This is a genomic window from Methylobacterium sp. WL8 (genome assembly GCF_008040045.1).
Taxonomy (GTDB): Bacteria; Pseudomonadota; Alphaproteobacteria; order Rhizobiales; family Beijerinckiaceae; genus Methylobacterium; species Methylobacterium cerastii.
This window is the reverse complement of the sequence record NZ_VRVF01000001.1, coordinates 147,907-169,577: the sequence shown is the minus strand read 5'-3', so window position 1 is coordinate 169,577 and position 21,671 is coordinate 147,907. Positions and strand designations below refer to the sequence as shown.

Here is a 21,671-nt window from a genome sequence, read left to right as displayed (position 1 = left end):
CGTATCTGTGCTGCCTGCCGAACATGACGGTGATGGCGGCGGCCGACGAGGCCGAGCTGGTGCACATGGTGGCGACCTGCCACGCGCACGATTCCGGCCCGATCGCGCTGCGCTACCCGCGCGGCGAGGGCGTGGGCGTGGAGATGCCGGAGGTCGGCGTCCCGCTGGCGATCGGGCGCGGGCGGATCGTGACGCGGCCGGAGAACGCGCGGGTGGCGCTGCTCTCGCTCGGCACGCGTCTGGGCGAGGCGCTGAAGGCGGCCGAGACGCTGTCGGCGGCCGACATCGCGGTGACGGTGGCGGACGCGCGCTTCGCCAAGCCGCTCGACGAGGCGCTGATCCTGGATCTCGCGGCGAGCCACGAGGTGCTGATCACCCTGGAGGAGGGCTCGCGCGGCGGGTTCGGGGCGATGGTGCTGCACCTGCTCACCGAGCGCGGGGTGCTGGACGCGATGCGGCTTCGGGTCCGCACTATGACGCTGCCGGACGCCTACCAGGACCACGACAGTCCCGACAAGATGTACGCCGAAGCCGGCCTCGACGCCGCCAGCATCGTCAAAAAGGTCGAGGAAATCCTGCCCGAGCGACAGGAAGGCCGTTCGCGCCTCCGCCTCGCCTGAGTCGCAGGCCGCAAAAAGCGATCCGGGTCCCCTGTGGCCCGGATCGCCTTGTCGTGCGCGCCATTCGATGACAAAAGCCGCGTTGCTGCGGTGCGATGCCCAAATCGAGGGCATCGCCCGCGTTCCCGTGACGATTCGAGCGTGATGGCAGAGGCGACCCCAAGCGGTTCTTCCGACCTCGGCCCGGTGCTGATCACCGGCGCCAGCGGCTTCCTCGGCCCCGCCCTGGTCGACGTGTTCCGCAACGCCGGCTTTCCGGTCCGCATCATGGTGCGCGCCACGAGCCCGCGCACCAACCTGACCTGGGACGACGTCGAGGTGGTCGAGGGCGACATGCGCGACCCGGCGGCCTGCGCGGCTGCGATGCGGGGCCAGCGCTACCTGATCCACGCCGCCGCCGACTATCGGCTCTGGGCGCCCGACATGGAAGAGATCGTCCGGACCAACCGCGACGGCACCCGCAACCTGATGCGCGCCGCCCGCGATGAAGGCGTCGAGCGCGTCGTCTACACGTCGAGCGTCGCGACCATCAAGCCGCCGGACGACGGCGTCACGCCCTCCGACGAGACGCGACCGCTGACGCCCGAGACCGCGATCGGCGCCTACAAGCGCAGCAAGGTCGTGGCCGAGCGCGTGGTGGACGAGATGGTGGCGGAAAGCGGCCTGCCGGCGGTGATCGTCAACCCCTCGACGCCGATCGGCCCGCGCGACGTGAAGCCCACGCCGACCGGCCGCATCATCCAGGAGGCGGCGCTCGGCAAGATGCCGGCCTTCGTCGACACCGGCCTCAACCTCGCCCACGTGGACGACGTCGCCGCCGGCCACCTGCTCGCCCTGCGCAAAGGGCGGATCGGCGAAAAGTACATCCTCGGCGGCGAGAACGTGCTGCTGTCGCAGATGCTCGGCGACATCGCCGGCATGGTCGGCCGCAAGCCGCCGACGGTGAACCTGCCGCGGGCGGTGGTCTACCCGATCGCCTTCGTCTCCGAGCAGATGGCGCGGATCACCGGCAAGCAGCCCTTCGCAACGATCGACGGCATCCGCATGTCGCGCTACCGGATGTTCTTCTCCGACGCCAAGGCGCGGGCCGAGCTCGGCTACACCGCTCGGCCCTACCGCGAGGGGCTGTCCGACGCGATCGACTGGTTCCGCGCCGCCGGATACCTACCGGGAGTCTCGCGATGAGCGCCCCCGGCTCCGCCACCGAGCTGCGCTCCGGCAAGGGCGCGAACGACGAGAACTTCCCCGTCGCCTCGCACCTGATCCATCCGAAGAATCGCGGCGCGATCCTGGCCTTCTACGATTTCGTCCGCGCCGGCGACGACGTCGCCGACCACGCCGAGCTGTCGCCCGAGCGCAAGCTCGCGCTGCTGGACGGCCTCGCCGACGCCCTGACCGGGGCCGGCCCGTCCGATCCCGAAGCCGAGCCGCTGAAGCGCGAGCTCGCCGCCCGCGGTCTGCCGCCGCGCCACGCGCTCGAACTGCTCGACGCGTTCCGGATGGACGCGCGCAAGACCCGCTACGCCGACTGGGACGAGCTGATCCACTATTGCCGCTACTCGGCGATGCCGGTCGGCCGCTACGTCCTCGACGTGCACGGCGAGGATCCGGCCCGGGTCTGGGCCGCGTCGGACGCGATCTGCGCCGCCCTGCAGATCGTCAACCACCTCCAGGATTGCGGCAAGGACTTCCGCGCCCTCGACCGGGTCTACCTCCCGCAGGACACGCTGGACCGGCACGGCGCCACCGTCGCGATGCTGGGCGCCGACAAGGCGTCGCCGCAACTGCGCGCCGTCGTCCGGGAGCTGGCCGAGCGGACGCTGGGCCTGCTCGACGACGGCAAGGTGCTGCCCGACCTGATCGACGACCTGCGCCTGTCTCTGGAGATCGCGGCGATCCATCGGCTGGCGGTGATCCTCGCCCGAGGCCTGCTCGACCGCGACCCGCTCTCGGAGAAGGTCCACCACGGCAAGGTCGGCTTCGCGCTGACCGCGCTCGGCGGCATCGCCGCGACGCTGGCGCGCCGGCCGTTCCGCGGCCGCATCGTGCGCGCGGCGCCGCACGGCAAGGTTTTCCCATGACCGCCACAGCCACCGCGACGGCGCTGCCCGCCGACGAGGCCCCTGCCCTGCCGGCGGCCGGCTCGTCGTTCTACACCGCCATGCGGCTGCTGCCGAAGGAGCGGCGCGAGGCGATGTACGCCGTCTACGCGTTCTGCCGCGCCGTGGACGACGTCGCCGACGACGGCGGCGCGGCCGACGTACGGGCGGCCGAGCTCGACCGCTGGCGTGCCGACGTCGACGCGCTCTACGCCGGCAAGCCGCCCGCGCGGGTGCGCGATCTCGTCGTGCCGGTGCAGCGCTACGACCTGAAGCGCGCGGATTTCCATGCCGTGATCGACGGCATGGCGATGGATGCGTTCGAGGACATCGTCGCGCCGGACGAGGCGACCCTCGACCTCTATTGCGACCGGGTGGCGAGCGCCGTCGGCCGGCTGTCGGTGCGGATCTTCGGCATGCCCGAGGCGCTGGGCATCAAGCTCGCCTGGCACGAGGGCCGGGCGTTGCAGCTCACCAACATCCTGCGCGACATCGACGAGGACGCCGAGCGCGGACGCCTCTATCTGCCGCGGGAGAAGCTGGCCGCCATCGGGCTTAGCGATCCGACGCCGCAATCGGCCATCGCGCACCCGCGCATCGGCGAGGTGTGCGCGGCCGTCGCCGCCGAGGCGGAGGCGCATTACGCGGAGACCTGGGCGATCATCGCCAAGAGCCCGCGCAAGCCCACCAAGGCGGCCCGGCTGATGGCGGCGGCCTACCGGCTCTACCTCGTCGCGCTGCTGAAGCGCGGTTGGGCGATGCCGCGGGCGCGGGTGAAGCCGAAGAAGCTCGCCCTGGTCGCCGTTGCGCTTCGGCACGGCATAGTCTGATGGGGACCGTCCACGTCGTCGGCGCAGGGCTCGCGGGCCTCTCGGCCGCCGTGTCCCTGGTGGAGCGCGGGGCACGCGTCGTCGTGCACGAGGCCGCCAAGCAGGCCGGCGGCCGCTGCCGCTCCTACTACGATCCGACGCTCGGGCTGGAACTCGACAACGGCAACCACCTGCTGCTGTCGGGGAACACCGATTCCCTCGACTTCCTGAAGCGGATCGGCGCGCCGGACGACGCCCTGACCGGACCGGACGAGGCCTTGTTCCCCTTCGCCGACCTGAAGACCGGCGAACGCTGGACCCTGCGCCCGAACGCCGGCCGCGTGCCGTGGTGGGTGCTGAGCAAGGCGCGCCGCGTGCCGGGAAGCCGCGCGCGGGACTATCTCGCGCCCCTGGGCATCCTGCGTGCGGCGGCCGGCAAGGCGGACGGCGCCGGCGGCACCATCGGCGCCAGCATGGCCTGCGAAGGCCCGCTCTACGACCGGCTCTGGCATCCCATCCTCCTCGCCGCGCTGAACACCGAGGTCGCCGAGAGCGACGTCGGCCTCGCCGCCAAGATTCTGCGCGAGACGCTGGGCGTCGGCGGCGCGGCCTGTCGCCCACTGGTGGCGGTGAAGGGCCTGTCCTACGCCTTCGTCGATCCCGCCCTGCGCACCCTCGAAGCGCGCGGCGCGAGCGTCCGGTTCGGCCGGCGCCTGCGCGGGCTCGGCCTCGGCGCCAAGGGCGTCGAACGGCTCGACTTCTCGGACGGAGCGGTCGAGCTGGCCGCGGACGATTCGGTGGTGCTGGCGCTGCCCCCTTGGGTCGCCTCCGAGATGCTGCCCGGCCTGTCGGCGCCGAAGGCGTTCCGGTCGATCGTCAACGCGCATTTCAAGATGGTGCCGAAGCCCGGTTCGCCGCTGATTCTCGGCATGGTGAATTCGCTGACCGAGTGGCTGTTTGCTTATCCCGATCGCTATTCGGTGACGATCAGCGGTGCCGACAGGCTGCTCGACGTGCCGCGCGAAGATCTAGCCAAGCAGATCTGGGCCGAGATCGCCACCGTTGCCGACCTTGCACCAGAACTGCCAAGCTGGCAGATCGTCAAGGAGAAGCGTGCGACCTTCGCTGCGACACCGGCCGAGGCCGCGCGCCGTGCCGGGGCGGAGACCGCGTGGGCGAAACTCGTGCTCGCCGGGGACTGGACGGCCACCGGGCTGCCCTCGACGATCGAGGGGTCGATCCGCTCCGGAAAGACGGCTGCGCTCGCCCTGTCGTGCGATGCGGCACGCACGCGCGGCGCCGCATGAGGCACGACCGGGACGACGATTCGTCCGTGCCGGCGATGCGCCGGTACGGCACGTGCGTAGGCGAGACGAGGCGGGCGAGCCGTGACCCGATCCGGGACGATCGGGTTCGGTTCGAGAGTTGTGGCCGGTTGAGGCGAGGATGATGCGAGAGGCTGTGAACAAGGTCGAGGCGTTGCAACGCCCGAAGACCCAGGCGATTTCCCTCGACGACGTGGATCACGGTGTCGCGCGGGCGACCCGTGCGCTCACGGCCTTGTCCCACGACGACGGGCACATCTGCTTCGAGCTCGAGGCCGACGCCACGATCCCGTCCGAGTACATCCTGTTCCACCAGTTCCGCGACACCAAGCCCCCTGAGGGCCTCGAGCCGAAGATCGGCAACTACCTGCGCCGCACGCAGGAGAAGCATGGCGGCTGGGCCCTCGTCCACGAGGGGCCGTTCGACATGAGCTGCACGGTGAAGGCCTACTTCGCCCTCAAGATGATCGGCGACGACATCGAGGCGCCGCACATGCGCCGCGCCCGCGAGGCGATCCTCTCCCGCGGCGGCGCCGCGCAATCCAACGTGTTCACCCGCTTCATCCTTGCGCTCTACGGCGAGGTGCCGTGGGCGGCGGTGCCGGTGATGCCGGTCGAGGTGATGTTCCTGCCGAAGTGGTTTCCGTTCCACCTCGACAAGGTGTCGTACTGGGCGCGCTGCGTGATGGTGCCGCTCTTCGTGCTGCAGGCGACGAAGCCGCTGGCGAAGAACCCGCGCGGGATCGGCATCGGCGAGCTGTTCCTGACGCCGCCCTCCAGCGTCCGCCGCTGGCCCGGCAGCCCGCACGCGACCTGGCCGTGGACGCCGATCTTCGGCGGGATCGACCGCATCCTGCAGAAGGTCGAGGGGCACTTCCCCAAGCGCATCCGCCTGCGGGCGATGGAGAAGGCCCGCGCCTGGGTCAGCGAGCGCCTGAACGGCGAGCACGGCCTCGGGGCGATCTTCCCGGCCATGGTCAACACCGTGCTGATGTACGAGGCGATGGGCTACGGCCCGGACCATCCCCAGGTCCGCGTCGCCTGCGACGCCATCGAGAAGCTCGTGGTCGTCAAGGCGCACGAGGCCTACGTGCAGCCCTGCGTCTCGCCGGTCTGGGACACGGCGCTTGCCGGCCACGCCCTGCTGGAGGCCGGCGGCACCGACGCCGAGGGCCAGGCCCGGGCCGGGCTCGACTGGCTGCTGCCGCGCCAGGTGCTCGACATCGCCGGCGACTGGGCTGCGGCCAAGCCCAAGGTCCGCCCCGGCGGCTGGGCCTTCCAGTATGCCAACGCGCACTACCCCGACCTCGACGACACCGCCGTGGTCGTGATGGCAATGGACCGCGCCATGCGCCAGCACGGGCTCGTGGCGAACATGCCGGACTACACCGCCTCGATCGCCCGCGCCCGCGAATGGGTCGAGGGGCTGCAGTCGAAGGACGGCGGCTGGGCGGCGTTCGACGCCGACAACAACCATATGTACCTGAACCACATCCCGTTCTCGGATCACGGCGCGCTGCTCGATCCGCCGACCGCGGACGTGACGGCCCGCGTCGTCTCGATGCTGTCCCAGCTCGGCGAGACCCGCGAATCCTCAAAGGCGCTGGACCGCGGCGTGACCTACCTGCTCAACGACCAGGAGCAGGACGGCAGCTGGTACGGCCGCTGGGGCATGAACTTCATCTACGGCACCTGGTCGGTGCTCTGCGCGCTCAACGCCGCAGGCGTCGACCCGCAATCGCCGGAGATCCGCCGCTCGGTGGAATGGCTGATCCGCATCCAGAACCCGGATGGCGGCTGGGGCGAGGACGCGTCGAGCTACAAGATCGATCCGGCCTTCGAGGCCGGCTCCTCCACGGCTTCGCAGACCGCCTGGGCCCTGCTGGCCTTGATGGCGGCGGGCGAATGCGACGACCCGGCCGTGACGCGCGGTATCAACTTCCTCGCGCGAACCCAGGGGGCGGACGGCTTCTGGAACGAGGAGCGCTACACCGCTACCGGCTTCCCGCGGGTGTTCTACCTGCGCTACCATGGCTACCCGAAGTTCTTCCCGCTCTGGGCGATGGCGCGCTACCGCAACCTCAAGCGCGGCAACAGCCGCCAGGTCGCCTACGGCATGTGACGCGTCGCCGGGGCTCGCTCCCGGCGCATTCGATTCGAGTGGGAATCGTCGCCCGATCCGCGGCCCCACCGCTCCAGACCGGTGTCGATGTCCTTGCAGCCGAACGTCCTCGTGGTCGCGGGCCTCGCCCGCGAGGCCCGTATCGCCGCCGGCCGCGGTGTCGAAGCGATCCAGGCCGGCGGAAGCCCCCAGCGCCTGCGCCTCTTGCTCGACGCGCGCGCCGCACCCGGTTGCCGCGGCGTCGTCAGCTTCGGCATCGCCGGCGGCCTCGATCCGGCCCTGCGGCCCGGCGACGTCGTGGTCGCGACCGGGATCGTCGCCGACGCGCGCTGGGCCGCGGACGCCCGCTGGACCGCGATACTTCTTAAAAAGCTCGAAACGACGGGACGACGCGTGGTGACGGCCGACCTCGCGGGCGTCGACGCCGCGATACTCACGGTCGCGGACAAGGCGGTCCTGCGCCGGGAGACCGGGGCCGCGGGCGTGGACATGGAATCGCACGTGGCCGCCGCCTACGCCGCCCGGCACGGCCTACCCTTCGCTGCGATCCGCGTGGTCTGCGATCCGGCAGAGCGAGCCTTGCCCGCCTTCGCCGCCCAGGCGCTGAAGCCCAACGGCGATCCCGACATCCTTGCCGTGCTCCGGGCGCTGGCGACCGGCCGCGCGCGGCCGCGCGACCTGATCGGTCTCGCACGCGATTCGTCTGCGGCGTTCAAGGCGCTCGCCGCCGCGCGGGCAACGCTCGGCGCAGAGCTCGGCCTGTCGGAGATCTAGACTCCCTCCCGCTCGCCGCTCGACCTGCCCGAACACGAAAAAGCCCGCGGCCTTTGAGGGCCGCGGGCTTGTCTCTGGATCGTCGAGGTGATCCGACCTGCGTGCGGATCAGGCCGCGGTGCGGTTGCGGGCTTCGCGCTTGGTGTCGACGCCCGACGCTTTGATCTCGGAGAGCTTCTGGGCGACGTTGCGCGAGAACACGAACTCCGCCGGGCGCTGGTTCTCGAGGCTGACCTCGGGGGCCATCTCGCCCTCGGTCTTGATCCCGCGGAAGGCGTGGATCAGCGGCTTCCAGGGCTTGCGGACCGAATCGACCACTGAGGAGGCCTCGTAGCCCGAGTGGACCATGCAGTCGGCGCACTTCTCGTAGTTGCCGGTGCCGTAGGAATCCCAGTCGGTCTCCTCCATCAGCTCCTTGAAGGTGGCCGTGTAGCCCTCGCCGAGCAGGTAGCAGGGCTTCTGCCAGCCGAACACGGTGCGGGTCGGGTTGCCCCAGGGCGTGCAATGGTAGGTCTGGTTGCCGGCCAGGAAGTCGAGGAACAGGCCCGACTGCTGGAAGGCCCACTTCTGGCGGCCCTTCTCCTTGCCGGCCCGGAACACGCCGCGGAACAGGTCCTTCGTCGCCTTGCGGTTGAGGAAGTGCTGCTGGTCGGGCGCGCGCTCGTAGGCGTAGCCGGGCGAGACGGTGATGCCGTCGATGCCCATCTTCGTCACGCTGTCGAAGAAGTCGGCGATCTTGTCCGAGGACGAATTGTTGAAGAACGTGCAGTTGATGGTGACGCGGAAGCCCATCTCCTTGGCCTTGGCGATCGCCGAGACAGCCTTGTCGTAGACGCCGCGCTGGCACACCGAGCCGTCGTGCATCTCCTTGTCGCCGTCGAGGTGGATCGACCAGGTGAAGTACGGGCTCGGCTTGTACTCCTTGATCTTCTTCTCGAGCAGCAGCGCGTTCGTGCACACGATCGCGAACTTCTTCTGCGCGATGATGCCCTCGACGATCTGCGGCAGGTCCTTGTGCAGCAGCGGCTCGCCGCCGGCGATCACGACCATGGGTGCGCCGCACTCGCGCACGGACTCAAGCGCGTCGGCCACGGGCAGGCGCTTGTTCAGGATCTCGTCGGGGTAATCGATCTTGCCGCAGCCGGCGCAGGCGAGATTGCAGCGGAACAGGGGCTCCATCATCATCACGAGCGGATAGCGCTTCCGGCCGGTGAGATGCTGCTTGAGGATGTAGCTGCCGATCGTCGCGACATACCGGAGGGGGATTCCCAAGATACGGCTCCTGTTTGCGTAGCCCCGAACCAAGGGGCTGCTTAACGTGAAAAAATTTCGAATTCCAGCGCTCTAGCCTGGAACCGATCTGAACGGGCGGGTTCTGGACCGTTCTGTGCCGGTGTTTGCGGCGCTGACGCAAGCGGGCCACAGCCCCCGTCGCCATCGCCGGGCGCACAATTCGTTAGCGCGGACCCCATCCTGCCATTGCGTCGGCAATGCGACGGCATTCCCGGTAAACCGCATCCACGGTGATATTGCAGTGCGAAACGGCGCCTGCGCCACACATCGATGGGGAGAGCGAGGCGCGCCGGGCGTCGCTGCGTTGCAATCGAGGGGCTGCAAGATTACTGAGCGCTGCGGCCTTGGCGCAACGATCGTGCCTCGGATGCGTCCTTTCCCGACGTCGTCCGGTGCGCGAACCCGGTCGGCGTCGCGCTTGCGTCCACACGGCATCGTGAGACGTGCGGACCGCGAACGGGCCCGGTCCTGCAGCTATGCCGGGCCGTGGGCGGAAGAGAGGTCGACGCGTCGGGGTCCGGCGCTTCGTCCATTAGGGTCGGCCCGAGGGCTCGGTCCAAGGGCTCGCGCCGCCGACGGATCCTGCGGGAACCGGGGCGGCAGCATCGAAGGTTCGAGAGGGATGCGGCCTGGAAGGGCGGCAGCTCCAGGTAGGTAGGGTACTCGTGATCGAACGACTCGTCGCGTTTTCCGTCCGGCATCGGTGGGTCGTGATCGCCCTGGTGGCGCTGATTACCGCTGCGAGCACCGGGGTCGCCGCGCACCTGTTCCGCATCAACACCGATGTCGAGCGCCTGATCGACCCGAAGGAGCCGTGGCGCCAGGACGAGATCAACTACGAGAAGGCGTTCCCGCAGCGCACGAACACCGTCGTGGCGGTGATCGACGGCAAGACGCCGGAGCAGGCCGAGGAGGCCGCGAACGCCTTCGCCAAGGCGATCGCCGTCCACAAGAACCTGATCGAGACCGTCTACCGCCCCGACGGCGGCCCCTTCTTCGAGAAGAACGGCCTGCTGCTGCTTCCGCAGGCGGAGCTCGAGAAGACCACCGAGCAGCTCGTGCAGCAACAGGGCCTGCTCGGGCCGCTGGCCTCGGATCCGAGCCTGCGCGGCGTGATGCGCGTCCTCGGGCTCGGCGCGCGCGGCATCAAGAGCGGCGACGCCAAGATCGAAGACCTCGACAAGCCGATGGGCGAGATCGATCGGACGCTGCAGACGGTGCTCGACGGCAAGCCCGCGCGGATGTCCTGGCAGCTCCTTCTCTCGGGCGGCGAGAGCAAGACCACCGACCTGCGCAAGTTCGTGTTGATGCAGCCGGTGCTGGACTTCAACGCGCTGCAGCCGGGCTACACGGCGACCAAGCTGATCCGCAACGTCGCCAAGGATCTCAACATCGATGCCGAGCACGGGTTGACGATGCGGCTCACCGGCCCGGTGGCGGTCGCCGACGACGAGTTCGCGACGCTCTCGGACGACGCGCTGCTCAACAACCTCGTCACGGTCGGCGCCATCGTCTTGTTCCTGTGGCTCGCGCTCCGTTCGGCGCCGCTGGTCGTGTCGGTGCTGATCACCACCTTCTCCGGCCTGATCGTCACGGCGGCGCTCGGCTTGCTGATGGTCGGCGAGCTGAACCCGATCTCGGTCGCCTTCGCGGCTTTGTTCGTCGGCCTCGGCATCGATTTCGGCATCCAGTTCTCGGTCCGCTACCGCGCCGACCGCTACGAGCAGCCGACCCTCGAAGACGCGATTCGCGCCGCCGCGCGCGGCGTCGGCTGGTCGCTGACGCTGGCGGCGGTGTCCCTCATCGCCGGCTTCTTCGCCTTCCTGCCGACGGCCTTCCGCGGCGTCTCCGAGCTCGGCCTCATCGCCGGCGTCGGCATGGTCGTGGCCTACTTGTTCGCGATCACCTTCCTGCCCGCGCTCATCGCTGTCTTCCGGCCGAAGGGCGAGAAGGTTGCGGTGGAGACGACGTGGCTCGCCGGCGTCGATCCGTGGATCATCCGCAACCGCAAGGCCGTGCTGATCGCCGTCGGCCTGATCACGCTGGCCGGCGTGCCGCTGCTGTGGAAGCTGCCGTTCGATTCGAACCCGATGCACCTGCGCAGCCCGCACGTGGAATCGATCGCGACCTACCTCGACCTGATCAAGGACCCCGCCACGAGCCCGAACGTTGCCGACGTGCTGGCGCCGAGCGTGGACGCCGTGCCGGAGGTGACCAAGAAGCTCGCCGCGTTGCCGCTTGCGGCCGACATCATGAGCATCGACACCTTCGTGCCACGCGACCAGGACAAGAAGCTCGCGACCGTCGCCGAGACGGCGGAGTTGCTCGATCCGATCCTGAACCCGACGCGCAAGCCACCGCCGCCGACGGACGCCGACAACGTCAAGGCGTTGAAGGACACCGCGACCGCCCTGTCCGGCATCGCCGGCGGCAACGCGCCCGGCAACAAGACCGCGGGGCAGCTCTCGCGGACCCTCGAGAAGCTCGCGGCCGCACCGGTGGCGAAGCGCGAAGCCGCGTCGGTCGCCCTCACCACCGATCTCGGTCCCCTGCTCGCGCGGCTTCGCGGGATTCTGCACCCCGAGAGGATCAGCCTCGCCAACCTGCCGCCGCAGCTGAAGGCCGAGTGGGTCGCCCCAGACGGCCGCGCCCGCATCGAGGTCCACCCGAAGGGCAACTCGAACGACGACGAGGTGCTGCGCCAGTTCGCGGCCGAGATCCAGACCGTCGCGCCGCACGCCACCGGCGCGCCGATCGCTACGACCTCGTCGAGCTACACCATCCTCGGCGCCTTCGTTCAGGCGGCGGTGACGGCTCTCGTCCTGATCTTCATCATCCTCTCGGTGGCGCTGCGTAAGCCGTGGGACGTGGCGATGACGCTGGGGCCGCTGGTGCTCGCCACCCTTTGGACGCTGATGGCCCTGCACGTCGTCGGCATGCCGCTGAACTTCGCCAACATCATCGCGTTGCCGCTGATGCTCGCGGTCGGCGTGGCCTTCCACATCTACTACGTGATCGCCTGGCGCGCCGGCGTCACCGACATGCTGGCCTCCAGCCTAACGCGGGCGATCTTCTTCTCGGCGCTGACCACCGGCACCGCCTTCGGCTCGCTCGTGCTGTCGAGCCATCCCGGCACGGCGAGCATGGGCAAGCTGCTGGCGCTGTCGCTGTTCTTCACGCTGATCGCGGCCTTCTTCGTGGTGCCGGCCTTCCTCGGCCCGCCGCCGAAGCAGCCCGACGCCGACCGTCCCGAAGGCGAAGAAGCCGGACGCCTGCCGGGTGCGGGCTCCAAGGTCCACGCGGAGCCCGCCGCCGTGAAGTGACGGCGGTCGTCCCTGAAGCCTTGAACGCGGCGCCGTCCTGCCAAGGACGGCGCCGTTTTCGTTTTCGCTGGAAGACGCGATCAGTGCGCGTGCGTGGCCGTCCCAGTCGCGGCCGGGTCTTGTTGCGTGAAACCTTCGTAACGTGACGTTATCGCGCGTATATAATGCCTAATGCGATTAGTAGTGGTTATACAATGCGTATAATATAGTATCAACGACGTTGATCGGATCGTTCTCTATTCACCGAAGGCGTGGTCTATCCGCCGTGCGCCCTACGAAAAATCCGAAAACCCGCCGCGGATGATCTTTTCTTGCGCGAGAATCGTTATCGCTTCGGGGGCGACGAGCGCGTCGCGTTCGGCGGCGTAGGCGTAGCCGGGCGCCTCGCCCGGGAAACCTCCGGCGGTCGCGGGATGGGTGTAGAGCTCCGTCAGCCCGTCCGGCAGGTTGGCCAGCAGCGCGGCGACGCGGGGCGGCGTCATCGCCCCGGACCAAGCCAGCCCGAGGGTGCGGTCGGGGATCGTCAGGCTCATCCTGCGGGCGCGCACCGCGAGCAGGGCGGCCCAGGGGGCGGTGTCGAGGGCCGCACGCGGGGTCGCGCCGGGCTCGGCCAGCCGGAGCACCGCACGGGGCTCGCGCGGCACCCGAATCGCCCGCATCCCGTAACGCGGTCCGGTCGCCAGCACCGCGCCCGCGATCAGCGGATGGACGTGGAAGTGCTTGTGGGCGTTGACATGGTCCAGCAGCAAACCCGTCTCCCGGAACGCCTCGAACTGCGCCGTGATCTCGGCGCTGAGCTGGCGCCGGGCGGCGGGCTTCAGCGCCAGGTCGAGGCCGAGGCGCTCCATGTCGCGGCGCATCAGGCCGTCCGCATCGGTCAGGTCCGGCAGCTGGGCGGTCGGCAGCGTCGGCCAGGCCTCGACCAGCACCAGGTGCAGCCCCACCCGCAGCGACGGCATCCGCCTGGCGCGGGCGACCGCGTCCGCGGCGGCGGGTGCCGACACCATCAGGCTCGCCGCGGTGAGGATGCCGTCGCGATGCGCCTGCTCGACGGCCTCGTTGACCTCGCGGCTGAGGCCGAAATCGTCGGCGGTGACGACGAGACGCTTCACGGACACTCCCCAGGAACGCAGATCGCGAGCAGGGCACCTGCCCTCCACCCGCCGGGGCCTTAGGCCCAATAAACGAAAACGGCCGGGCTGCGAGGCCCGGCCGACGACATCATGAGACCGAAAGGGTTCAGGCGGCCTTGGCGGTACCCTGACGCTCCTTGAGGAAGCGGTAGAACTCCACGCCTTCGCGCAGGCGCCGCTTCATCATGTCGGGCGAGCGGACCATCTCGGAGACGATCGAGGCGATCTTCGGGGCACGGAAGTAGAACTTGCGATAGAACTCCTCGACCGCCGCGAAGATCTCGGCATGCGACAGGTGCGGGTAGTGCAGCGGTGCGATCTGCACCCCGTTCTCATCGACGAGCTCGGCGTTCTCGACGTCGAGCCAGCCGTTCTCCACCGCCTGCTTGTAGAGGAATGTGCCGGGGTAAGGCGCCGCCAGCGAGGCCTGGATGGTGTGCGGATTGATGCGCTTGGCGAAGGCGATCGTCTCCTGGATCGTCTCGCGGGTCTCGCCCGGCAGGCCGACGATGAAGGTTCCGTGGATGGCGATGCCGAGGTCGTGGCAATCCTTGGTGAACTTCTCGGCGACCTCGACGCGCATGCCCTTCTTGATGTTGTTCAGGATCTTCTGGTTGCCCGACTCGTAGCCGACCAGCAACAGGCGCAGGCCGTTGGCCTTCAGCACTTCCAGGGTCTCACGGGGAACGTTCGCCTTCGCGTTGCACGACCAGGTCACGCCGAGCTTGCCCAGCTCGCGCGCGATCTCCTCGGCGCGGGGCAGGTTGTCGGTGAAGGTGTCGTCGTCGAAGAAGAACTCCTTCGTCTGCGGGAACTCCTTCAGGCAGTACTTGATCTCTTCGATCACGTGCGCGACCGAGCGGGTGCGGTAGGTGTGCCCGCCCACCGTCTGCGGCCACAGGCAGAAGGTGCAGCGGCTCTTGCAGCCGCGGCCGGAATAGAACGAGATGTACGGGTGCTTGAGGTACCCGATGAAGTACTTCTCCATCTCGAGGTCGCGCTTGTACACGCTCGTGACGAAGGGAAGCTGATCCATGTCGGTCATGATCTCGCGGTCCTCGTTGTGGACCACGACGCCGTCGGCGTTGCGATAGGACAGACCCTTGATCTCCGACATCGGCGTGCCGTCGGCGACTTCCTTGACGGTGAAGTCGAACTCGTTGCGGGCGCAGAAGTCGATGCACGGGGCCTGGGCCATCGCGCCGGCGGCGTCCACCGCGACCTTCGCGCCGATCAGGCCGGCGATCAGCTTCGGGTTTGCGGCCTTCAGCGCCTCGACGGTCTTCACGTCCGACTTGAACGACGGCACCGAGGTGTGGAGCACGACCATGTCGAAGTCGTTGGCCTGGGCAACGATCTCCGGCAGCTTGATGTTGTGCGGCGGCGCGTCGATCAGCTTCGAGTTCGGCACAAGGGCGGCCGGCTGGGCGAGCCAGGTCGGATACCAGAACGACTTGATCTCGCGCTTGGCCTGGTAGCGGGAACCGGCGCCGCCGTCGAAGCCGTCGAAGGTGGGAGCCTGAAGGAAGAGCGTGCGCATGGGGTTCAAGGCCTCAGAGCAGGGCGATCGGGTCGGAAGGACGACGAATCGGGGACGAGAGAGTGAAACCGCAAGTCGAGACGGCGGGCTGGCAAGGTCAGACGGTGGGCGACTCAGCATCCTGGCCGAGATTGCCCTCCGGAATAAGCGTTCCATCCGCAACGACGCGATAATCGTGACCTTTCCATGTCACCGCACCCGATACGAAGCTCCATGAGAAGTTCGCGAACGAGAGGATGTCGCGGATCGGCAACAGCCAGTAGGGATGAGGGCCTATGCCGAAGGCGCGCTCCAGCCGCATCGACAGGATGATGCGGCAGGCGAGCGCCAGCGCGGCGACGCCGAGCGCGGTTGCGCCGGCCTCCGGCATGAGTGCCGCGATGAGGGCGATCGGAAAGGCGTGGGTGACGATCGAGCCGGCATAGCCAGCCGGGTCGACGTTGCGGATGGTGCGGTTCCAGCGCAGCTCGTGGCTCCAGAGGCCCGCGATCGCGGTGTCGACGCAGGTATGCCCGATCGTAAAATTCGGGATCGCCACCCGGCCGCCGAGGCCACGCAGGGCCTCGCCGATGGCGTAGTCGTCGGCGAGGTCGTCCTTGAAGGTCGCGAAGCCGCCGATTTTGGCGAGGGACGCCGCCGTGAAGGCGATGGTCGAGCCGAAGCAGGGCTTGGCGAGGCCGAGCGCGGTGCCCATCACGACGTTGGGCAGGAACTGCACGTCGATCGCCAGCGCCGAGAGCTGGGCGTAGACGCCCCGGTCGGCCGGGATGCCGTGGTAGAGGCAGGTCACGCCGGTGACGCCGGGGGCCGACAGCTCGGCCACGACCCGCGTGAGGTAGTCTGGGCGCACCACCATGTCGCTGTCGGCGAGCACGACGACCTCGTTGGCGATCGCGTCCGACATGTTGATCAGGTTCGAGACCTTGCGGTTCGAGCCGTGCTGACGCGCGTCGACGACGAGGTCGATCCGCAGGGCCGGAAAGGCCGCCTCGATCCGCCGCACGACGCCGATCGCGGGATCGCCGACGCTCTGCACGCCGAACACGATCTGCACCGGGCCGGCATAGTCCTGGGCGCAGAAGGTCGCAAGGTTGTCGAACAGGTTCGGCTCGAGGCCGCAGAGGGGCTTCAGCACGGTGACCGACGGCCGATCCGCGCCCTCAGCGAACTCGGGCGCCGGCGTCGCGGAGAACCGCCCGGCGAGGAACGCCGCGGTCAACGCGTAGAGGCAGCCCGCGAGCGCGGGGACCAGAAGGATCGGCGAGAGCCAGGTGAGGTCCATGGGAACGTCGCTCGGTCGCGGGAGGCGAGAATCGGTGGGCCGCGGCGGGCGGCGCGAAGGTTCTGTGCAGGCCGTTCAAGGCGCCGGTTTGGCGGCCAGCATGCCGTCGGTGCGTTGGCGAAGGAATTTCAGCACCCCGTCGGCCCCGCCTGCCTTCAGCGGTGGGCCGAGGGTCGTCCGCTGTCCCGCGATCTCGCTGACGTTGCCGTTGAGCAGCACGTCCTGGATGCGGTTGTCGGCGTTCACGACGAAGTCGATCTGCGAATCGTCGCCGTCCGGGGTGGTCACGTGGGTGAGCACGCGCTGGTTACTGCCGCTCGGCTCGCTTTTGCGGGTCACCTCAAACTTCGCGCCCGCCGCCCGCGCGAGGCGGTTGGCGTAGGTCACGACGAAGTTGCGTCGGAACGCCTCCGTGATCGCACCCTGCTGCTCGGGGGTGAAGTCGGCCCATTTGGCGCCGATCGCGAGGCGGACCATCGCCGGGTAGTCGAAGGATCGCTCGAGGGTCGGGCCGACCGCGTCGACCCGGTCCTTCAGGGTTCCGGCGCCGTTCTTCACGGTGGCGTCGAAGCGGGCGTAGAGCCCGTCGACGACGGCGACCGCCGGATCGTCGGCGGCCGACGCCGGGACCGCGGCGGCGGCGAGCGCCAGCGCGACGAGGAACCGGCGCATCAGGCGCACTTCTTCAATTCCGGCACCGCGGCGTCCTCGCTGTGGGCGTTCGCGCCGCGGGGGGGCGCGTAGCTGTAGAACGGTCCGAGCGTAGCCGGCACGGAGGCGCCGCCGACCCGGCGAAAGGTGGCCCGCTCCTCCTCCGGCGCGGGGGCGTCCGCCTCGGCGGCTTCGCGGCGGAGGCGGCCCTCCTGCGTGTGCCAGAGCCAGAGACCGGGGACGCCGACGAGCAGGTCGGCGAGGCGCTTCACCAGTGACAGGGCGAGCGCGACTTCCGCCGGGATGCCGAATAGGGCGCAGAGCGCGATCAGGCCGCCCTCCTGCGCGCCCAACGCCCCGGGCACCGCGAAGGCGGCGCCACGCACGGCCTGGGCGAGGCTTTCGATCACGATCGCCTCGGCGAAGCTCACCGGGTATCCCATGAAGTGCAGGCAGACGTAGACCTCGATCGTGCCGATCAGCCAGCCGACGAGGTGCACGCCGATGCCCGAGAAGATGCGCAGGGGCGCGCCGTAGAGGCGGCGCAGGTTGTCGTAGAGCACGTCGACGGCGCCGAGCGCCTGCCACTCGCGACCCGAGGCGAAGCGATCGACGATACCCTGGATCAGGCGGTGCCCAGCCCGGCGCTGGATCAGGTAGAACGCGCCGATGGCCGGCGCCGCGATGGCGAGGCCGCCGGCTACGGTGCGCACGATCGGGCCGTCGCCGGCGAGCCACACCAGCAGCCCGAGGCCGCCCAGCGTGAACAGCAGCTGCGTCAGCGCCTGTGTCATCATGTCGACGAACATGCTCGCGCCGGCGAGGCCGCCGGCGACGCCGCGCTTGGCCAGGAGGCGCGCGCCGACGAAGTCACCGCCCACCGTCGCCACCGGCAGCAGCGTGTTGATGCCCTCGCGCACGAAGCGCAGGTTGATGCAGGCAGAGAGGTTCGGCCGGCCGGAGACGGGGAAGATCACGTACCAGCCGAGGCCGGCCCATGCGACGGCCACGGCGCGCGCGGCGACGACCGCCAGGGCGCCCCAACCGGCACTCACCACCGCCGCGGCCACATCCTCGAGACCGGAGGACAGAAACAGGCCGACGACCGTGCAGAGGCCGGCGATCAGGGCCAGGGTCGTCAGACGCTTCATGATCCTCTTTCAAGCTCGGGGGTGGCTTGATGCTGGATTCTCGCCGCGATTTCGACCGAAAAAGACCGCTGCGGACGAGGAGTAAGGCTCAAGTTGCAGCAACGATCGGCAATGTCTATCACCCGATAGACACAGTGCGGACCAAAGCGGCACCAGGGGTTTTCACCCCGAGCAGACCGCCCGCACGGCGCATCACGAAGGGATCACCATGGACCGCGACGCTTCCCACTCGGCCGGAGAGGCCGTGCTCGACGACGCCCGCGCCGACGGCTTCGTCAGCAGGGAACCCGGAATCCCCGCGCCGCACTCGCCGGTGATGGCGTGGAACGAGTGGGACCCGCTCGAAGAGGTGATCGTCGGATCCCTCGACGGCGCCACGATCCCGACGCACCACCTGACCGTGATCTTCAACCTGCCGCGGGCGGCGCAGCCGTTCTACCGCTTCGCCTCGGGCTTCCGCTACCCGGGCTTCATGAAGAAGCTCGCGCAGAAAGAGCTCGACAACTTCATTCGCATCCTCGCCGGCGAGGGCGTGAAGATCCGCCGCCCGGACACCATCGACTTCTCGAAGAAGTACCGCGCGCCGCGCTGGTCGTCCCGCGGCTTTTGCGTCGCCTGCCCGCGCGACCCGTACCTCGTGATCGGCGACGAGATCATCGAGAGCCCGATGTGCTGGCGCTCGCGCTACTTCGAGGGCGACGCCTACCGCTCGCTGTTCAAGGAATACTTCCGCGCCGGCGCGCGCTGGACCTCCGCGCCGCGGCCTCAGCTCACCGACGAGCTGTACAACTACGACTACCGCGTGCCGAACCTGAAGGCCGGCGAGCCGATGCAGTTCACGGTCAACGAGTTCGAGCCGGTCTTCGACGCCGCCGACTTCGTCCGCTGCGGCCGCGACATCTTCGTCACCCGCTCCAACGTGACGAACCTGATGGGCATCGAGTGGCTGCGCCGCCACCTCGGCTCGGGCTTCCGCGTCCACGAGATCGAGAGCCGCTGCCCGCAGCCGATGCACATCGATTCGTCGTTCATGCCGCTCGCCCCGGGCAAGGTGCTGGTCAACCCGGACTACATCGACGTCGAGAAGTTGCCGGCGGTGTTGAAGAAGTGGGACGTGCTCGTCGCCCCTCGCCCCGACCCGGTCGAGGGCTTCATGAGCAAGATCTCGATGTGCTCGCCCTGGACCTCGATCAACGTGCTCGCCATCGACGAGAAGAAGATCGTCGTGGACCAGAGCCAGCCGACGTTGATCAAGGCGCTCAAGGACTGGGGCTTCGACCCGATCCCGGCGCCGTTCCTGAGCTACGGCCCGTTCGGCGGCTCGTTCCACTGCGCCACCCTCGACGTGCGCCGCCGCGGCACGCTGAAGTCGTACTTCTAGGCCTCTCGCCTCGAACGAAAACGGCCGCATCCCGGAAGGGGTGCGGCCGTTTTGGTTTGTGGTTCGGGACCCATGAACGTGTCTCCCGGCCGAGAGCCCCCTGCCCGTCATTCCGGGGCGTCGTAGTCGAGCCCGGAATCCAGAGCCGCAGATGGCGCAATCTAGAACTCAACCCAAGGTTCTGGATTTCGGGCTCTGCTGCGCAGCCCCGGAATGACGGGGAGAGGATGGAACCGGGTTCGTGGAGCATCCGAATTGAGCGAAGACGCCGCTGGCTGCAGAAAACCTGGCCTCCATCTTTTGAGAAGACGGAAGCCAAGTCGCGGTTCATTTCAACGCGAAAACTTCTTGTACTTGATCTTCTTCGGCATCAGCGAGTCGGCGCCGAGCCGGCGCATCTTGTCGGCCTCGTAATCCGAGAAGTTGCCCTCGAACCACTCGACGTGGCTGTCGCCCTCGAAGGCGAGGATGTGGGTCGCGATGCGGTTCAGGAACCAGCGATCGTGGCTGATGATGACGGCGCAGCCGGCGTAATCCTCCAGCGCGTCCTCGAGGGCGCGCAGGGTCTCCATGTCGAGGTCGTTGGTCGGCTCGTCGAGCAGCAGGACGTTGGCGCCGCCCTTCAGCGTCCGGGCGAGGTGCACGCGGTTGCGTTCGCCGCCCGACAGCGTGCCGACCTTCTTCTGCTGGTCGCCGCCCTTGAAGGCGAAGGCCGCGCAGTAGGCCCGCGAATTGATCTCGCGCTTGTTGAAATAGATGATGTCGTTGCCGCCTGAGACCTCCTGCCAGACCGTGGCGTTGGGGTCGAGCGCGTCGCGCGACTGGTCGACGTAGCCGAGCTTCACCGTCGTACCGACGGAGATGTCGCCGCCGTCCGGCTTCTCCTGGCCGGTGATCATCTTGAACAGCGTCGTCTTGCCGGCGCCGTTCGGGCCGATCACGCCGACGATGCCGCCCGGCGGCAGCTTGAACGACAGGTCCTCGATCAGCAGGCGGTCGCCGAAGGCCTTGTTGAGGTGATCGAACTCGATGACGTTGTTGCCCAGCCGCTCGTCGATCGGGATCACGATCTGCGCCGCCGCGTCGACCTTGTTGTTCTGCTTGGCGACCAGCTCCTCGTAGCGCGTGATACGCGCCTTCGACTTGGATTGGCGCGCCTTCGGCGAGGCGGAGATCCATTCCTGCTCGCGGGCGATCGAGCGCTGGCGGGCCATGTCCTCGCGGCCCTCCTGCTGCAGGCGCTTCTGCTTCTGCACCAGCCAGGCCGAATAGTTGCCCTCGTAGGGGATGCCCTTGGTGCGATCGAGCTCGAGGATCCAGCTGGTGACGTTGTCGAGGAAGTAGCGATCGTGGGTCACGATCAGGATCGCGCCCGGGTAGTTCTTGAGGTGGCCTTCGAGCCAGTTCACCGTCTCGGCGTCGAGGTGGTTGGTCGGCTCATCGAGAAGCAGCAGCTCAGGCTCCCACAGCAGCAGCCGGCAGAGCGCGACGCGGCGGCGCTCGCCGCCCGACAGGGTGGCGACCGGCTGCTCGTCGCTCGGGCAGCCCAGGGCCTCCATGGCTTGGTCGACCTTGGATTCGAGTTCCCAGAGGTTCTGCGATTCGATCTCGTCCTGGAGGCGGGTCATCTCGTCCGCCGTCTCGTCGGAATAGTTCATCGCGAGCTCGTTGTAGCGGTCGAGCAGCGCCTGCTTTTCGGCAACGCCCTCCATCACGTTCTCGCGGACCGATTTAGTCGTATCGAGCTGCGGCTCCTGCGGCAGGTAGCCGACCCGTGCGCCCTGCGCGACGAAGCCCTCCCCGGTCCACTCCGTGTCGATACCGGCCATGATCTTCAGGAGCGTCGACTTGCCCGAGCCGTTGATACCGAGCACACCGATCTTGGCATCGGGGTAGAAGGACAGGTTGACGTTGTCCAACACCTTCTTCCCGCCGGTGTAGGTCTTGGTCAGGCCTTTCATGTGGTAGATGAATTCGCGGGCCATCGCAGGCATCCTATCAGGTTCGGCGGGGCCGGCGCGGGAGGTCGCGCGGCCCGATGGCGGGTGCAGGGTCGTCCAGGCAGGCACGCGCCATGCCCGCGGCGAACCCTGCGGGGTACGGTTCTGCGGATCGGGCGCGGCGCGCCCTCACCCGCAATCCCTGGAGATGATCCCGCTCGCGTATCA

General features: G+C 68.6%; 16 protein-coding genes. 9 read left to right on the top strand and 7 right to left on the bottom strand.

Annotation, left to right across the window (positions count from 1 at the left end):
- The 7 genes from FV234_RS00810 to FV234_RS00780 form a co-directional block, all read left to right on the top strand.
- Positions 1–620 (top strand): transketolase C-terminal domain-containing protein (locus FV234_RS00810; RefSeq protein ID WP_281407945.1); only part of this gene is annotated, 620 nt, incomplete at its 5' end.
- Positions 621–764: 144 nt separating this feature from the next.
- Entirely contained in the window at positions 765–1,805 is a 1,041-nt protein-coding gene (gene hpnA, locus FV234_RS00805; RefSeq protein WP_147827823.1) for a hopanoid-associated sugar epimerase, read from the top strand.
- The gene (gene hpnC / locus FV234_RS00800; RefSeq protein WP_147761301.1) at positions 1,802–2,701 is read left to right on the top strand and encodes a squalene synthase HpnC; all 900 of its coding nucleotides are present in this window, start codon (positions 1,802–1,804) and stop codon (positions 2,699–2,701) included. The genes hpnA and hpnC overlap by 4 nt, the downstream gene beginning before the upstream one ends.
- Positions 2,698–3,549 carry a presqualene diphosphate synthase HpnD gene (hpnD, locus tag FV234_RS00795; RefSeq protein ID WP_147750153.1) on the top strand — a complete coding sequence of 284 codons (852 nt, stop codon included), beginning with the start codon at positions 2,698–2,700 and terminating at the stop codon, positions 3,547–3,549. The genes hpnC and hpnD overlap by 4 nt, the downstream gene beginning before the upstream one ends.
- On the top strand, positions 3,549–4,835 hold the full coding sequence (gene hpnE / locus FV234_RS00790; RefSeq protein ID WP_187273542.1) for a hydroxysqualene dehydroxylase HpnE: 1,287 nt from the start codon (positions 3,549–3,551) through the stop codon (positions 4,833–4,835). Before hpnD ends, hpnE begins: the two co-directional genes overlap by 1 nt.
- Before the next feature lie 142 nt (positions 4,836–4,977).
- Entirely contained in the window at positions 4,978–6,975 is a 1,998-nt protein-coding gene (gene shc, locus FV234_RS00785; RefSeq protein WP_147750161.1) for a squalene--hopene cyclase, read from the top strand.
- A gap of 87 nt (positions 6,976–7,062) precedes the next feature.
- The gene (locus FV234_RS00780; protein WP_147827822.1) at positions 7,063–7,749 is read left to right on the top strand and encodes a phosphorylase; all 687 of its coding nucleotides are present in this window, start codon (positions 7,063–7,065) and stop codon (positions 7,747–7,749) included.
- A 108-nt stretch (positions 7,750–7,857) separates the two neighbouring features.
- Here FV234_RS00780 and hpnH read toward each other — a convergent pair whose 3' ends face one another.
- Positions 7,858–9,021 (bottom strand): adenosyl-hopene transferase HpnH, encoded by a 1,164-nt coding sequence (gene hpnH, locus FV234_RS00775; protein ID WP_147761303.1) that lies wholly within the window; start codon positions 9,019–9,021, stop codon positions 7,858–7,860.
- Between the two features lie 686 nt (positions 9,022–9,707).
- Here hpnH and FV234_RS00770 point away from each other — a divergent pair.
- The gene (locus tag FV234_RS00770; protein ID WP_147827821.1) at positions 9,708–12,365 is read left to right on the top strand and encodes an MMPL family transporter; all 2,658 of its coding nucleotides are present in this window, start codon (positions 9,708–9,710) and stop codon (positions 12,363–12,365) included.
- A 272-nt stretch (positions 12,366–12,637) separates the two neighbouring features.
- Here the strand turns inward: FV234_RS00770 and hpnK are convergent, their stop codons facing one another.
- The 5 genes from hpnK to FV234_RS00745 all read right to left on the bottom strand — a co-directional run bounded on the left by hpnK (position 12,638) and on the right by FV234_RS00745 (position 18,122).
- Positions 12,638–13,477: a hopanoid biosynthesis-associated protein HpnK gene (gene hpnK / locus FV234_RS00765; protein ID WP_147827820.1), complete on the bottom strand. Its 840-nt coding sequence runs from the start codon at positions 13,475–13,477 to the stop codon at positions 12,638–12,640.
- 127 nt (positions 13,478–13,604) lie between these two features.
- Positions 13,605–15,038, bottom strand: a complete 1,434-nt coding sequence (hpnJ, locus tag FV234_RS00760; protein WP_147750147.1) for a hopanoid biosynthesis associated radical SAM protein HpnJ — start codon at positions 15,036–15,038, stop codon at positions 13,605–13,607.
- A 97-nt stretch (positions 15,039–15,135) separates the two neighbouring features.
- Positions 15,136–16,320 (bottom strand): bacteriohopanetetrol glucosamine biosynthesis glycosyltransferase HpnI, encoded by a 1,185-nt coding sequence (hpnI, locus tag FV234_RS00755; protein ID WP_147827819.1) that lies wholly within the window; start codon positions 16,318–16,320, stop codon positions 15,136–15,138.
- Positions 16,321–16,395: 75 nt separating this feature from the next.
- Positions 16,396–16,992 (bottom strand): ABC transporter substrate-binding protein, encoded by a 597-nt coding sequence (locus tag FV234_RS00750; RefSeq protein WP_238272923.1) that lies wholly within the window; start codon positions 16,990–16,992, stop codon positions 16,396–16,398.
- Positions 16,992–18,122 carry a flippase-like domain-containing protein gene (locus tag FV234_RS00745; RefSeq protein ID WP_147761308.1) on the bottom strand — a complete coding sequence of 377 codons (1,131 nt, stop codon included), beginning with the start codon at positions 18,120–18,122 and terminating at the stop codon, positions 16,992–16,994. Before FV234_RS00745 ends, FV234_RS00750 begins: the two co-directional genes overlap by 1 nt.
- A 208-nt stretch (positions 18,123–18,330) precedes the next feature.
- Here FV234_RS00745 and FV234_RS00740 point away from each other — a divergent pair, with 208 nt between their 5' ends.
- Positions 18,331–19,503: an amidinotransferase gene (locus FV234_RS00740; protein ID WP_147750143.1), complete on the top strand. Its 1,173-nt coding sequence runs from the start codon at positions 18,331–18,333 to the stop codon at positions 19,501–19,503.
- 332 nt (positions 19,504–19,835) lie between these two features.
- Here FV234_RS00740 and ettA read toward each other — a convergent pair whose 3' ends face one another.
- Positions 19,836–21,488 (bottom strand): energy-dependent translational throttle protein EttA, encoded by a 1,653-nt coding sequence (gene ettA / locus FV234_RS00735; protein WP_147750142.1) that lies wholly within the window; start codon positions 21,486–21,488, stop codon positions 19,836–19,838.
- Positions 21,489–21,671: the final 183 nt, after the last annotated feature.

Bases quoted from the DNA above. Each gene is read 5' to 3' on its own strand.
- hpnD (WP_147750153.1), top strand. From the start codon at position 2,698: ATGACCGCCACAGCCACCGCGACGGCGCTGCCCGCCGACGAGGCCCCT.
- shc (WP_147750161.1), top strand. From the start codon at position 4,978: ATGCGAGAGGCTGTGAACAAGGTCGAGGCGTTGCAACGCCCGAAGACC.
- FV234_RS00750 (WP_238272923.1), bottom strand. From the start codon at position 16,992: ATGCGCCGGTTCCTCGTCGCGCTGGCGCTCGCCGCCGCCGCGGTCCCG.
- hpnC (WP_147761301.1), top strand. From the start codon at position 1,802: ATGAGCGCCCCCGGCTCCGCCACCGAGCTGCGCTCCGGCAAGGGCGCG.
- FV234_RS00740 (WP_147750143.1), top strand. From the start codon at position 18,331: ATGGACCGCGACGCTTCCCACTCGGCCGGAGAGGCCGTGCTCGACGAC.
- hpnA (WP_147827823.1), top strand. From the start codon at position 765: ATGGCAGAGGCGACCCCAAGCGGTTCTTCCGACCTCGGCCCGGTGCTG.
- hpnI (WP_147827819.1), bottom strand. From the start codon at position 16,320: ATGGACCTCACCTGGCTCTCGCCGATCCTTCTGGTCCCCGCGCTCGCG.
- ettA (WP_147750142.1), bottom strand. From the start codon at position 21,488: ATGGCCCGCGAATTCATCTACCACATGAAAGGCCTGACCAAGACCTAC.
- hpnJ (WP_147750147.1), bottom strand. From the start codon at position 15,038: ATGCGCACGCTCTTCCTTCAGGCTCCCACCTTCGACGGCTTCGACGGC.
- FV234_RS00780 (WP_147827822.1), top strand. From the start codon at position 7,063: ATGTCCTTGCAGCCGAACGTCCTCGTGGTCGCGGGCCTCGCCCGCGAG.
- FV234_RS00745 (WP_147761308.1), bottom strand. From the start codon at position 18,122: ATGAAGCGTCTGACGACCCTGGCCCTGATCGCCGGCCTCTGCACGGTC.
- hpnE (WP_187273542.1), top strand. From the start codon at position 3,549: ATGGGGACCGTCCACGTCGTCGGCGCAGGGCTCGCGGGCCTCTCGGCC.